Origin of the sequence: Tropicimonas marinistellae (assembly GCF_001509585.1) — a bacterium.
Taxonomy (GTDB): domain Bacteria; phylum Pseudomonadota; class Alphaproteobacteria; order Rhodobacterales; family Rhodobacteraceae; genus Tropicimonas; species Tropicimonas marinistellae.
Genome location: NZ_LNCI01000001.1, coordinates 139,519 through 151,599 on the forward strand (window position 1 = coordinate 139,519; position 12,081 = coordinate 151,599).

12 protein-coding genes and 1 tRNA gene are annotated in these 12,081 nt (G+C 60.4%); 8 read left to right on the forward strand and 5 right to left on the reverse strand.

Annotated elements, in window-relative coordinates:
• The 3 genes from ARC39_RS00630 to ARC39_RS00640 form a co-directional block, all read right to left on the reverse strand.
• Positions 1 to 234, reverse strand: a complete 234-nt coding sequence (locus ARC39_RS00630; protein WP_068108507.1) for a hypothetical protein — start codon at positions 232 to 234, stop codon at positions 1 to 3.
• Between the two features lie 326 nt (positions 235 to 560).
• The gene (locus ARC39_RS00635) at positions 561 to 893 is read right to left on the reverse strand and encodes a hypothetical protein (RefSeq protein WP_068108510.1); all 333 of its coding nucleotides are present in this window, start codon (positions 891 to 893) and stop codon (positions 561 to 563) included.
• A 485-nt stretch (positions 894 to 1,378) separates the two neighbouring features.
• Positions 1,379 to 1,455 (reverse strand) — tRNA-Arg (locus ARC39_RS00640).
• Between the two features lie 165 nt (positions 1,456 to 1,620).
• Between ARC39_RS00640 and ARC39_RS00645 the strand changes: the two genes are divergently transcribed.
• The 7 genes from ARC39_RS00645 (at position 1,621) to ARC39_RS00675 (ending at position 9,340) form a co-directional block, all read left to right on the forward strand.
• A complete protein-coding gene (locus tag ARC39_RS00645) occupies positions 1,621 to 2,700 on the forward strand; it encodes a LacI family DNA-binding transcriptional regulator (protein WP_068108513.1) in 1,080 nt (359 codons plus the stop codon).
• An 85-nt stretch (positions 2,701 to 2,785) separates the two neighbouring features.
• Positions 2,786 to 3,532 (forward strand): glycosyltransferase family 2 protein, encoded by a 747-nt coding sequence (locus ARC39_RS00650; RefSeq protein ID WP_078059038.1) that lies wholly within the window; start codon positions 2,786 to 2,788, stop codon positions 3,530 to 3,532.
• Positions 3,525 to 3,836, forward strand: a complete 312-nt coding sequence (locus ARC39_RS00655) for a lipid-A-disaccharide synthase N-terminal domain-containing protein (RefSeq protein ID WP_068108515.1) — start codon at positions 3,525 to 3,527, stop codon at positions 3,834 to 3,836. Before ARC39_RS00650 ends, ARC39_RS00655 begins: the two co-directional genes overlap by 8 nt.
• Positions 3,808 to 5,286, forward strand: coding sequence for an ArnT family glycosyltransferase (locus ARC39_RS00660; RefSeq protein ID WP_068108518.1), 1,479 nt, complete (start codon positions 3,808 to 3,810; stop codon positions 5,284 to 5,286). The genes ARC39_RS00655 and ARC39_RS00660 overlap by 29 nt, the downstream gene beginning before the upstream one ends.
• 131 nt (positions 5,287 to 5,417) lie before the next feature.
• Positions 5,418 to 7,535: a YjbH domain-containing protein gene (locus tag ARC39_RS00665; RefSeq protein ID WP_068108520.1), complete on the forward strand. Its 2,118-nt coding sequence runs from the start codon at positions 5,418 to 5,420 to the stop codon at positions 7,533 to 7,535.
• Positions 7,532 to 8,257: a YjbF family lipoprotein gene (locus ARC39_RS00670; protein ID WP_068108524.1), complete on the forward strand. Its 726-nt coding sequence runs from the start codon at positions 7,532 to 7,534 to the stop codon at positions 8,255 to 8,257. The genes ARC39_RS00665 and ARC39_RS00670 overlap by 4 nt, the downstream gene beginning before the upstream one ends.
• A 66-nt stretch (positions 8,258 to 8,323) precedes the next feature.
• Entirely contained in the window at positions 8,324 to 9,340 is a 1,017-nt protein-coding gene (locus ARC39_RS00675; protein ID WP_068108527.1) for an NAD-dependent epimerase/dehydratase family protein, read from the forward strand.
• A 150-nt stretch (positions 9,341 to 9,490) separates the two neighbouring features.
• Here the strand turns inward: ARC39_RS00675 and ARC39_RS00680 are convergent, their stop codons facing one another.
• Together ARC39_RS00680 and ARC39_RS00685 are read right to left on the reverse strand one after the other, a co-directional pair.
• Positions 9,491 to 9,733 carry a hypothetical protein gene (locus ARC39_RS00680; RefSeq protein ID WP_068108531.1) on the reverse strand — a complete coding sequence of 81 codons (243 nt, stop codon included), beginning with the start codon at positions 9,731 to 9,733 and terminating at the stop codon, positions 9,491 to 9,493.
• 150 nt (positions 9,734 to 9,883) lie between these two features.
• Positions 9,884 to 10,552, reverse strand: a complete 669-nt coding sequence (locus ARC39_RS00685) for a CAP domain-containing protein (RefSeq protein ID WP_068108543.1) — start codon at positions 10,550 to 10,552, stop codon at positions 9,884 to 9,886.
• A gap of 159 nt (positions 10,553 to 10,711) precedes the next feature.
• On the opposite strand from ARC39_RS00685, the gene ARC39_RS00690 reads away from it, so the two are divergent.
• Complete coding sequence (locus tag ARC39_RS00690) at positions 10,712 to 12,016, forward strand: UDP-glucose dehydrogenase family protein (protein WP_068108546.1); 1,305 nt, start codon at positions 10,712 to 10,714, stop codon at positions 12,014 to 12,016.
• Positions 12,017 to 12,081 lie beyond the last annotated feature (65 nt).

Below are 12,081 nucleotides of genomic sequence, written 5' to 3' on the forward strand. Positions count from 1 at the left end.
TCAGGTTCTGGGTTCGAGTGCTTTGATCCGCGCTTCGAGTTCGGCAAACTTGGCAAGCAATTCACGCGCGGGGATGTACTGAGCGGCGCCTTCGTCCTCCAGCAAGCGTTGCAGGGCGGATCGAAATCCCGGGCCACCCGTCCGGATATGACTGATGACGTCCCGGACGAGTTGTTCATGCTCGACTTCGATTCGTAGGTTGATTGCCTTGGTTTGTGACTTGCTGTTTGGCATGTTTGTCAGAAGGAGATGTGAATACAGGGCTTCCGGCCACGCTAGTTATTGATGTGGCAACTTGCAACCGAACTACCATCAAGTCGGATGCCTGGGATGGTTTGGGCCGCGTCGCAAACAACTCGTCAATTGTTGAAACACAACGGGTGCAGTACTCGGATTCTGCAGGTCGCGGACGATGTATGTCGGGGGACGGAGCAGTTGTGCGACTAAACGCAGCAACCGGGCTTGGCGCTCATAAACCCTTGTTTGCCTTGGGTCTGGATGGCGGATATTAACCACGTTCTGGGGCGGCACGTCGTACCGATTGCGCCGGTCACGCACACCTAGTGGACCGCAACAATGGCACGCAGAAATGATGCATCAATTCTATCGCTAACGACCCGCAGGACGTAGTCTCCGGTTTCAGAGACGCGACCCAAGTAGGCCTTGTCGGTACCTGCGTCTACCTGAAGCGATTGAAGTGATGTGCCATCGGGACCGTGCAATTCGTACGAGATGTCGGCGGGCGTTTTGATGAGGCGCGCAAACAATACGCTCCCAGCTTCTGCTCTGACGATGAAGTGGACTGCCCCGACAGGACCGAGCGCGTGTTCAAGAAGGGCATGCGGTTTGTCTGCAGACAGTTCGATATTGCGTCGTTCCGGTTCTCCCAGCATCGAAACCTCTCCGACCGAGTCGTCCGGAAGACTACGGCACTCCCAAACCGCGTCGCCTCCATCTCGAATTGTAACGAGCGAACCACGCCCGATGGGCCGGGTGGCCAAGACCGTCATGCCTGGTGCTGCCTCGGGACCGCAGATTTGCATCACGTAGTCCGTGCAATTGGCAATCGCGACCGTACCGCTTTGTGCGCCGGTTGGTGCTTGTGCACTACCCAGTAGAATTGCTAGTGCAGATGAACGCAGGTCCACAGGAACTCCGAAGTGTTGGAACGCTTCTTTCTGAGCATATCGTGCCGATAACATGTGAATGCGACTGACGTATGGCAGTGGCCGCCTTGGTGGACGCGGACAGCCACCCCGCGACCGTGGGATACCTGCGCGAAACACCTTCGCACCTGCCGTGTCCATTCGCATATTCCCTGCAGTGGATTGGGCGGCACTTAGGCAACACCATCGTTGTGCAGAAAATGCAGGTGAATTGGCGACCCCGACAGGACTCGAACCTGTAACCTATCCCTTAGGAGGGGATTGCTCTATCCAGTTGAGCCACGGGGCCACGGCCCCTAGGTGCCGGATTGGCCGACGTTTCTCAAGACCAATATGATACGCCTCCGCGTATGCGCTCCGGGCCGGATGCGAGGTGCGCGCATTGTGCAACCAATCGGGAAATGCCAGCATGCCGGTGCTTTTACCTACCGAGATTCGGCGCTAACAGAATCGCATGACTCACGACGACCACCGTTCTCCCGCCTCGTCTTCATCGCCGGTCCGTGGCGAGACCCGACGTCCCCTAACCTTGCGAGACGTCTCGGAAGCTTCGGGTGTCAGCGAAATGACGGTCAGCCGGGTGTTGCGCAATCGCGGCGATGTCAGCGCGACAACGCGAGAGCGAGTTCTGGAAGCGGCCAAGCGGCTCGGATACGTACCAAACAAGATTGCCGGCGCTTTGGCCTCGAGCCGCGTGAACCTCGTCGCTGTGATCATTCCGTCTCTGTCGAACATGGTCTTCCCAGAGGTGATCAATGGTATCTCCCACGTCCTGGAAGACACGGAGTTACAGCCTGTCCTCGGGGTAACGCACTATCGGCCTGAGCAGGAGGAGAAGGTCCTCTACGAAATGCTGAGTTGGCGGCCGTCCGGAGTGATCATTGCTGGGCTGGAGCGCACGGAGGTGTCGCGCGCAATGCTACGGAATGCCGGCATTCCGGTGGTCGAGATCATGGACGTAGACGGCGAACCTGTCGATGCCGCAGTTGGCATTTCGCACAAGCGGGCCGGCCGCGAGATTGCTCAGGCCATCATTGATGGCGGCTATCGGCGGATTGGGTTCCTCGGCACGAAGATGCCGTTGGATCACCGGGCGAAAAAGCGTCTGGAGGGCTTCACAGATGCGCTCTCCAAAGCCGGCATCGAGTTGGCCGCGCAGGAGTTTTATGAGGGCACTTCCGGCTTTGCCAAGGGCCGCGAGATGACAGAACGGATGCTCTCCCAGACTCCGGATCTCGATTTCCTATACTATTCCAACGATCTCATTGGGGCCGGAGGGCTGTTGTACTGCCTTGAAAAGGGGATCGATATCCCGAACGATCTCGGACTTGCCGGCTTCAACGGAATTGAATTGCTTGAAGGGCTGCCGCGCCGGTTAGCGACGATGGACTCCTGTCGCCGCGAGATCGGAGAGGCAGCTGCACGGGTCATTGCCGACCGGGCAGCGAACGGCGGCGGAGCATCCCATGCCGGAGGCGAGCAGATCGTCCTGATGCCGAAACTCACCTATGGTGATACGCTGCGCCGGCCGTAACGGCATCCGCGTGGACACCAGCCCGAAGATCGGGTTAAAGGCGCCAAACGCCGGCACTTGCGCCGGGTCGCTTCGCGAGGCCCCGATGACAGAGTTGTCCATCGTGATTCCCATGAAGAACGAGGCCGGGAACGTGGCGTCTCTTCTGTCGGGTATCGCGGAGGCCTGCGCCGATACGGACTTCGAGATTGTCGTGGTTGACGACGGTTCGACGGACGAGACTGCGGAAATCGCCATGAACCTTGCTGCCAACCACAGGCGTATCCGGTTGCTAAGTCATCCTCATTCTGCTGGCCAGAGCGCGGCCGTGCATAGTGGCGTGAGCGCCGCGCGTGGCTCTGTCATCTGTACTCTCGATGGGGACGGGCAGAACCCACCGTCGGAACTCCCCAAACTCTTCACCCCGCTGTTGCAGGATCGGACCGGCCGGCTTGGACTCGTCGCCGGGCAGCGGGTCGCCCGTCAGGATAGCCTGAGCAAGAAATGGGGCTCGCGTTTTGCCAACGGGCTTCGGGCGCGGGTGTTGCACGACGGGACCCGCGATACAGGATGCGGATTGAAAGGGTTTCGGCGAGACGCATTCCTTGCTCTTCCGTATTTCGACCACATGCACAGATACCTGCCCGCACTCTTTCGGCGGGACGGTTGGGAAGTGCTGCTGGTCGACGTTAGTCATCGCGAACGGCAGGCGGGGCAGTCCAACTACACCAATCTGCGCCGCGCGATTGTCGGGGTGCCGGACCTGCTCGCGGTCGCCTGGCTGATCCGGCGGCGCAAGAAGGCGCAGGCACAGGAAACTTTTCCCGGTAGCGGGGAGACTGCGGATGAGTGAAGCGGTCTTTCGCTGGCTGGCCGTCGAAAACTGGCGCGAATTCTGGTGGGTCATGATCGGGCTTGGCGGGCAACTTCTCTTCACGGCCCGGTTCATGGTTCAATGGATTGCATCCGAACGCGTGGGGCGATCCGTCGTTCCGCTGGCCTTCTGGTACCTGTCCATTGGTGGCGGTCTGGTTTTGCTGACCTACGCGCTCTATCGCAAGGACCCTGTCTTCATTCTCGGGCAGGCGATGGGTATTGTCATCTACGGTCGCAATCTTTGGTTGATTCATGCCGAACGCCGCCGCCACTCCGATTGATAGCCGCGGTTGGATCGCGCCAGCGGTAGCGATTGCGCTCGGCGTCACCGTGCTGCGGGTTCTTATGTTGTCGCTCAACCGGACCGACCTGTTCGTCGATGAAGCGCAGTACTGGCTTTGGGGTCAGGAAATGGCGCTTGGATACTACTCCAAACCGCCGCTGATCGGCTGGGTGATCCGGGCATCCACCGAACTCGGCGGATCGGACGCGCCATTCTGGGTTCGGTTGCCAGCGCCGCTCATGCATTGCGTGACGGCTCTGATCCTCGGCGCGATTGCTGCGCCACGCTATGGCGCACGCGCGGCCGTTTGGGTGGTTGCCACCTACATTACCCTGCCCATGGTCGTGTTGGGCAGCCTTCTCATCTCGACCGACACGATCATGGTACCCTTCCTGGCATTGGCTCTCTGGGCATGGCTGCATGGGCTCGACCGTGGCGGATCCGTTCTCTGGGCAGCGTTGGCCGGCGGCCTGTTGGGCATTGCCTTTCTCGCGAAGTATGCGGCGATCTATTTCGTCATTTGTGCTGCCCTCGCAGCAGCGCTTATGTGGTGGGGTAGGCCCGGATGGAAGCCGGCGCTGGCCGCGCTCGCGGCATTCGCAGTTGCGATTTCGCCCAATGTCTGGTGGAACCTCGCAAACGGGCTCAGCACCGTCGAACACACGCTGGACAATGCCGATTGGGTTCGCGACCCGGGGGAGCGGGCGCAACTCAATGTAACGGGCCTTGCGGAGTTCTTTGCCAACCAGTTCATAGTCTTCGGGCCAGTGCTCTTCGGAGCGCTGCTGGTCCTGGCGGCCCGATTCCGCCGCTGTTCGCCAGATCGGCAATTGTTGCTGGCCTTTTCGATTCCAATCGTGGTGATCGTCTGTGTCCAGGCGCTGCTCAGCAAGGCGTACCCGAATTGGGCAGCCACCGCCTATCTTGCCGGAACGTTGGCAGTCGTCCCGTGGCTTTTGACTCAGCATCCAGGTTGGCGGTGGGGCAGCATGGCCTTCCATCTGTTTCTCGCAGTTCTGCTACCGGTCGCCAGCGTCTGGGGCACCGGCTGGCGTGCTGGTCCGGAAGGCAACTACCTGCTGGAGAGATATGTCGGCCGCACCGAGATGACGCGCGAGATCCTCGGCCGGGCGGCTGACGTGGGTGTTAGTGCCGTGGTCGCGGACGACAGGGATGTGCTTGCCGACCTGTTTTATCAGGCGCGCGACGGTGGTATCGCGATCTACGCGCGTCCGGCCGCGGGGCGGGCGCCAAATCACTACGTGCTGAAATACGCCCTGCCAGCTGATGCAACGGGCCCCGTTCTGCTTGTCACCAAGAAGAGAAAAACGCGGCTGGAGCCGTGCGAGGTCCAACCGCAAGGGCAGATCGCGCCGGACCTCGGTGCCTATGCGCATCGGCCGCAGAACCTCTTCGTCGTGGAGGCGCAGTGCCTTCAGATTCGTTGAGCGCGCGGTAAGCGGAGTGAACGCACGCGACAAACAGCACATTCCGCACCGCTTGCGTAACCGATGGTTCCGTGCAGTAAGACAATCAGTATAGTGAGGCAGACGAAAAAAGAGCAGGGCAGGGGCAATTCATGCCTGAGCAGCAGCGAAAATTGGCAGGGCGCGCGTTTGCCGCGGCCGCGGTGATATATGGGACGGCCCACCCGTTGGGCGGCATCGCCGAACCCTTGGTCACCAACAGCTACAACCTCTACGGCGTTCCGGGCCTGCTGGAGATGCCAACGGCGGAGAGTCTGCCCGATGCGGAGTTCGTCGGTACCTTCGCGCAATCGGGCGAGCAAACGCGAACGTCGCTGACGTTTCAGTTTGCGCCGCGGTTGTCGGGGACATTCAGGTACTCACGCATACCCGACTTCTACGGCGATGGGGAGCCGCTCTACGATCGGAGCTTCGACCTGCGTTTCCAGTTCGTCGACGAAACGCAATGGCTTCCGGCAATCGCCATCGGGTTCCAGGATTTCATCGGTACAGGTGCCTACAGCGCCGAATACCTCGCGGCGACCAAGACATTTCGCGACAATCTGCGCGTCACGGCGGGTCTCGGCTGGGGGCGGTTGGGGACGTACAATCCAATCACAGAAAACAGCAAGCGGAACCGGGAACGTGAGGACACCGGCGGGACCGCGAATTTCGACCAGTTCTTCACCGGGCCGATGGCAGCCTTCGGTGGCGTTTCCTGGGCTGCAACAGAGAAGCTCACTCTCAAGGCTGAGTACTCCTCCGATGCCTATCAGGTCGAGACGAACCGTGATTTGGTGGACTACAACAGCCCATGGAATTTCGGCGCCGAGTACCGGATCAACGACGGGGTCAGCTTGCAGGCCGCGTATCTCTACGGCGACACGTTCGGCCTTCAGCTCAATTTCTCGATGAATGCGAAGAGGCCACTCTTCGGGCCGGGCAACGAGCCTGCGCCACTGCCCGTGCGACCGCGTCCTTCGCAGTCCGTGGACCCCGAAGCCTGGAACATCGAATGGACGAGCGCCACGCCGGCACAGCAACAGCAGTTCAATGAAACGCTGAAAGCATCGCTGGCCAAGGAGGGAATCGAGTTGGAGGCGATCCGACTTGAGCCGACCAGCGTCGAGGTCCAGGTCAAGAACAACCGGTATTATGCGCAGGCCCAGGCAACTGGCCGCATTTCTCGCATCCTGACACGCGCGATGCCTGCATCCGTTGAGACCTTCTCCGTCGTTGCTGTTGATGACGGGCTTCCGATCTCTCGTGTCACGGTCAACCGGACCGATATCGAACAGCTCGAGCATGCCTCCTCAGAGGCGATCCTAGAGCGAACCGAATTCTCCGAGGCGCTGCGTTTCGCGGCACCCGAGGATCGAGTGGGCGACCCGTTCCCCCGTTTCACTTGGTTCCTGGCGCCCTACCTCGACTACAGCCTGTTCGACCCGGATAACCCGCTGCGGGCCGATCTCGGGCTGACGCTTGGTGGGGAATATGTCCTTGCACCGGGTCTCGTTCTCTCTGGGCGGGTGAAGCAACGTCTCGTAGGCAACCTTGATGAGTCTACCCGCGAGTCGAACTCAGAGCTTCCTCGAGTCCGGTCCGATTTCGCGCTCTACAGTGAGACCCCCACCTACCTTAAGAACCTCGTTCTGGCCCACTATGGCCGACCTGCGGGCGAGTGGTACAGCAGGGTCACTGTCGGATACTTGGAGCGGATGTATGCTGGTATGTCCGGGGAAGTGCTCTGGAAGCCGGTAGACAGCCGCCTCGCGCTCGGCACAGAGCTCAACTATACGGTCCAGCGCGATTTCGAAGGTCTGGGCTTGCAGGACTATGATATCTGGACCGGGTACGCCTCGGTCTACTATGACTTCGAGAACGGCTACTATGGCCAGATCGACGCCGGCCGTTACCTCGCCGGGGACTATGGCGCGACGTTCAAGGTGGAACGGCGGTTCGACAATGGATGGCAGGTCGGCGCGTTTGCAACGTTCACCGATGTGCCATTCGACGAGTTTGGCGAAGGGTCGTTCGACAAGGGGATCTATCTCAACATCCCGCTCTACTGGGCGAGCGGCCAGCCGTCGCGCTCCGATTACGGTATCAGGATCCGGCCGCTGACGCGGGACGGCGGCGCGCGCGTGAGCGTACCTGGACGCCTCTACGGCAAGGTTCGCGACAAACACGAACCTGAGTACGAGGCCAGCGGCGGGAGATTCTGGAGATGATCGCCAATTCACCCATCCGTCGCATGGCTGCACATACGCTCGGTTTTGCTGTTGTGGCGTTACTTCTCGTCTCCTGTGGCAATGCCCCGGATAAGGCGCAGGGCGTGCGGGCATTCACCGCTGCTTTCGAAGGCGAGCAGGCAAAACGCGAGGTCGCACAACCGAATGCTCAGGACGCGCGCGCAGCGGCCGCAAGTCAGCAGGCGGCCGTCGCCCGCACCGTCGCCAGCATCCAGGGGCCGGTGATGGTCGCGGTCCTTGACGTGAACAAGGCAACAGCGGTTCTGAAGGTGTTCGGCCGCAACCGAGACTACGTGACCTGGACCACGGCCGACCGCCAAAGCCTGACCTTCAAACGCGGCGTCCTCACTGGGACCCGCGGGTTGGGCTACGACCTGTTGTCCTCCAATGCCGATGCCTCGATCAACCTGATCACGCAACGGCGGGCCGGTGAGGTGCAGCGCGTCTATCGCCATATCGATGGCAACAACCATGAGGTTCCAATGGTGCTGACATGCACCATCGGTTCCGATGGTGCCGACACCGTTGCGCTCGGTACAGGGGGAAAGATCTCCACGACGCGGATGAAGGAAATCTGTCGCGCCGAGGGCATCAAGGTCAGCAATATCTACTGGGTGACGGGCTCCGGCGAGATTCCGCAATCCAAGCAATGGATCAGCCCGCAGATGGGGTACTTGGCCACGCAGGTTCTGCGGAACTGAGTGTTTTTCGGTCATGGAAGCTCTGCTAAGGCTGTCACCAATTAGGTTGCTTGAGCAGGAGTTTTCATGGTTCGCACGGCACTTGTCACCGGTTCCGCCGGGTTTATCGGATTTCACCTGAGCCGCCGGTTGTTGGCCGACGGCTGGCGGGTCATCGGGTTCGATGCGATGACCGATTACTACGATGTTTCACTGAAGCAGAGACGGTTGGAGATCCTACAGGGGTCAGACAGTTTCACCACTGTTGAAGCCCGTTTGGAGGAACCCGGTCGGTTGACCGAGCTGATGGCGGAACACCGCCCCGATGTCGTGGTCCATCTCGCCGCGCAGGCGGGTGTCCGCTATTCGCTGGAGGCGCCGCGATCCTACGTCGAGAGCAATCTCATGGGGACGTTCGAATTGTTGGAGGCGGCACGTGCCTATCCGCCGGCACATATGCTGATGGCCTCCACCTCGTCCGTCTACGGGGCGAACACGGATATGCCCTATGCAGAGACCGACAAGGTCGACACGCAGATGTCGTTTTACGCGGCGACGAAAAAATCCAATGAGGCGATGGCGCATTCCTATTCGCATCTCTTCAACTTGCCCGTCACGATGTTCCGGTTCTTCACCGTCTACGGGCCTTGGGGACGACCCGACATGGCACTCTTCAAATTCGTGAAAGCGATGCGCGAAGGAAAGCCGATCGACGTTTACAACCACGGACGCATGAAGCGCGATTTCACCTACGTTGAGGATCTCGTCGAAGGTGTGGTGCGCTTGATCGACGTTGTTCCACCCGCGCCGGAGATGCGCGACAGTGCCATCGAGGGAGACAGCCTTTCGCCTGTTGCTCCGTGGCGGGTAGTCAATATCGGCCTTTCCCAACCCGTGGAACTTGGCGATTTCATTGCCGCCATCGAAACCGCGATGGGGACCGAAGCAGCGAAAAACTACATGGACATGCAGCCCGGCGACGTCCCGGCAACCTGGGCGGATACGCGCCTGTTGACCGCGCTCGTGGGCGAATTGCCGGCAACCCCTTTGGCCAAGGGCGTGGGGGCATTCGTGCGCTGGTACGAGGAAAAGAACTGGGACTGATCTGAATGTGGCCCGTCAGCCTGACGGGCCTTTCGCTCCGAATGCTCCTTGCATCGGATCGCCGTCCGCTGAGATCAGACCGAAAAACGAAAAGGCCGGCCTCGATCCGAGGCCGGCCTTTCCGAAAACTCGCGTGTCGAGCGAACCGGCTTATTCGCCAGTGGTCGAGCTCGAGGTGCTGTCGTCGTCGTCGTCGTCGTCGTCGCTGGCGAGGATCGCGATCAGCGCGGCGCCGCCCAGAAGGGTCGCGGCTGCACCGTAGCCGCCGAGGCTGCCAACCGGCTCTTCGACAACAAAGGGAGCGGGCTCGATCACCGGCTCTTCATAACCGCCGGCGAGGGACGGAGCGGCCATGGCCACGATCATCGCGGACGAGATCAGAAACTTCTGCATTTCAATGACTCCTGTAGCGCAGGGCCGAGCAGCATGCCCGGCGTTTCTCGGGTAACATCGCACAAACACACAGAAAGGCAAGCTTCCTCTGACCACCCTAGCGAAGCTGTGCTTGAGTGACCACTGACCGTTGCACGAATGCCCATGTTCTTAGCCGGCAAAGTTCTGTGTGAGGTAAATGTTGCCGCAATTGCGGCCGCGAGCGTCGAAACTCGCCCCTGTTCCCGTCATCCGCGCGCGGCCATCCATAAGATTTTTCCGATGCTTAGATGAATTATACCAGAGATTCGCAACGTAGCGGGCGAGGCTGCCATAGGTGTGTGGGCCGATTCGGTTGCCATTCGTCGTTCGGAAGCGACACGCCGCGGCATCGTCGATTCGGAAGCGTCCGACCTCGTCGAGCCGGTAGAGCGAGACTTTGGCGATGTTTTCGGATCCCATGCGTTTTACCAGTCCCGTGGACACCACGCGGTCCTTTGGTGTTTGCTTTCCTCGCCGATCCGACATGTGGGTCAGACGCCCCTTGCTGGCCATCCAGCGCGAGTGCCCGGCGGCGACTTTCTGAAGGCTGCCCGGTGCGGCAAGTTGCGACAACCCCTTCCGGCAACGCAGATAGTTCACCTCGGAAAGGATCGCGGCATTGAGCCGCCGCTGGTCGATTCGCTTCGGGTCGACTGGTTGATCCACACCGCTTACCGGCGCGCGCGCGCAAGAGCGGGCTGCGTCCGCAGGCTCGGCATTCAGCACTACGAGCACGGTGAGGGCCAGTGCCAGGACACGGCACACGGGTCTGATCATGGGGCCGTCGGGTTGGGTCATCGTCTCGCCTCCCGCTATATCTGTTGCAACTTCCTTACGGCGACGGAAAATCTGCGAGCTTGGCGCGTCTCGCAAGGGCGTTGACGCGTCGCCACGTTGACAGTCGTATCCCAATGCCCCATTCGCGTGACCACAATTGAGCGTAACGGAGGCGTAAAGATGAAGATTGCCATGATTGGCACCGGCTATGTTGGCCTGGTGTCCGGCGTATGCTTCTCTGACTTTGGCCACGAAGTTGTTTGTGTCGACAAGAACCCAGCCAAGATTGAAATGCTGGAACGCGGCGAGGTGCCGATTTACGAACCCGGATTGGATGAACTCATGGCCCGCAATGTCGCCGCGGGTCGCTTGTCCTTTACCGGAGATCTGTCGCAAGCCGTGGAAGGTGCGGATGCCGTCTTCATTGCCGTGGGAACGCCCACGCGGCGCGGCGATGGCCATGCGGATCTGACCTACGTATTCGCCGCCGCCGAGGAGATTGCGGGCTGCGTCGGTGATGGAACGGTGATCGTCACCAAATCCACGGTGCCCGTGGGCACCAACCGCAAGGTGGCCGAGGTCGTGGCAAAGGCCAACCCGTCGCTCGAATTCGATGTCGCTTCCAACCCAGAGTTCTTACGCGAAGGCGCGGCGATCGACGATTTCATGCGCCCTGACCGGGTCGTCGTGGGGGTCAGCTCAGAGCGTGCCCGCGAGGTCATGGGCGAAATCTACCGCCCGCTTTTCCTGCGCGACTTCCCGATCGTCTATACGGATCTCGAGTCCGCCGAAATGATCAAGTATGCCGCCAACGCGTTCCTTGCCACGAAGATCACGTTCATCAATGAGATCGCGGCGCTCTGCGAGCGCACCGGCGCCGATGTCAAGTCGGTCTCCAAGGGCATCGGGCTGGACGGCAGGATCGGCAACAAGTTTCTGCATGCCGGTCCAGGCTATGGTGGCTCCTGTTTTCCGAAGGATACCAGTGCACTGGCGCGGATCGGGCAGGAGTACGCCGCCCCCCAGCAGATTGTCGAGACGGTCATCAAGGTCAATGACGAGATCAAGCGACGCATGCTGGAGAAGCTGCGCGACATTTGCGACGGCAGCTTTAATGGCAAGCGAATGGCTATTCTGGGCGTAACGTTCAAGCCGAACACCGACGATATGCGCGATGCGCCGGCTTTGACGATTGTTCCCGCACTGGTTGGCGGCGGAGCCAAGGTCCGGGTTGTTGACCCGCAGGGCAAGCGAGAGGGCGAGTCGCTTCTGCCGGGTGTTGAATGGGTGGAAGATCCCTACGATGCGGCGGCGGATGCGGATGCATTGGTCATACTCACCGAATGGAACGAGTTCCGCGCATTGGACTTGGGCCGGATCGCGAGTAATATGGCGCACGCACGCTTGGCCGACCTGCGTAATATCTATTCCGCCGAAGACGCCAAGACCGCCGGTTTCGAGGAGTACGTCGCGGTTGGTCGTTAACGTCGATACGATATCACAAGGCCGGCGAGGCACTGGCTGGGAGCATTCGGTTCATTCGCGTGTTC

Excerpts from the sequence above, each read along its gene's own strand:
- ARC39_RS00630 (WP_068108507.1), bottom strand. The coding sequence starts at position 234 with ATGCCAAACAGCAAGTCACAAACCAAGGCAATCAACCTACGAATCGAA.
- ARC39_RS00635 (WP_068108510.1), bottom strand. The coding sequence starts at position 893 with ATGCTGGGAGAACCGGAACGACGCAATATCGAACTGTCTGCAGACAAA.
- ARC39_RS00645 (WP_068108513.1), top strand. The coding sequence starts at position 1,621 with ATGACTCACGACGACCACCGTTCTCCCGCCTCGTCTTCATCGCCGGTC.
- ARC39_RS00650 (WP_078059038.1), top strand. The coding sequence starts at position 2,786 with ATGACAGAGTTGTCCATCGTGATTCCCATGAAGAACGAGGCCGGGAAC.
- ARC39_RS00655 (WP_068108515.1), top strand. The coding sequence starts at position 3,525 with ATGAGTGAAGCGGTCTTTCGCTGGCTGGCCGTCGAAAACTGGCGCGAA.
- ARC39_RS00660 (WP_068108518.1), top strand. The coding sequence starts at position 3,808 with ATGCCGAACGCCGCCGCCACTCCGATTGATAGCCGCGGTTGGATCGCG.
- ARC39_RS00665 (WP_068108520.1), top strand. The coding sequence starts at position 5,418 with ATGCCTGAGCAGCAGCGAAAATTGGCAGGGCGCGCGTTTGCCGCGGCC.
- ARC39_RS00670 (WP_068108524.1), top strand. The coding sequence starts at position 7,532 with ATGATCGCCAATTCACCCATCCGTCGCATGGCTGCACATACGCTCGGT.
- ARC39_RS00675 (WP_068108527.1), top strand. The coding sequence starts at position 8,324 with ATGGTTCGCACGGCACTTGTCACCGGTTCCGCCGGGTTTATCGGATTT.
- ARC39_RS00680 (WP_068108531.1), bottom strand. The coding sequence starts at position 9,733 with ATGCAGAAGTTTCTGATCTCGTCCGCGATGATCGTGGCCATGGCCGCT.
- ARC39_RS00685 (WP_068108543.1), bottom strand. The coding sequence starts at position 10,552 with ATGACCCAACCCGACGGCCCCATGATCAGACCCGTGTGCCGTGTCCTG.
- ARC39_RS00690 (WP_068108546.1), top strand. The coding sequence starts at position 10,712 with ATGAAGATTGCCATGATTGGCACCGGCTATGTTGGCCTGGTGTCCGGC.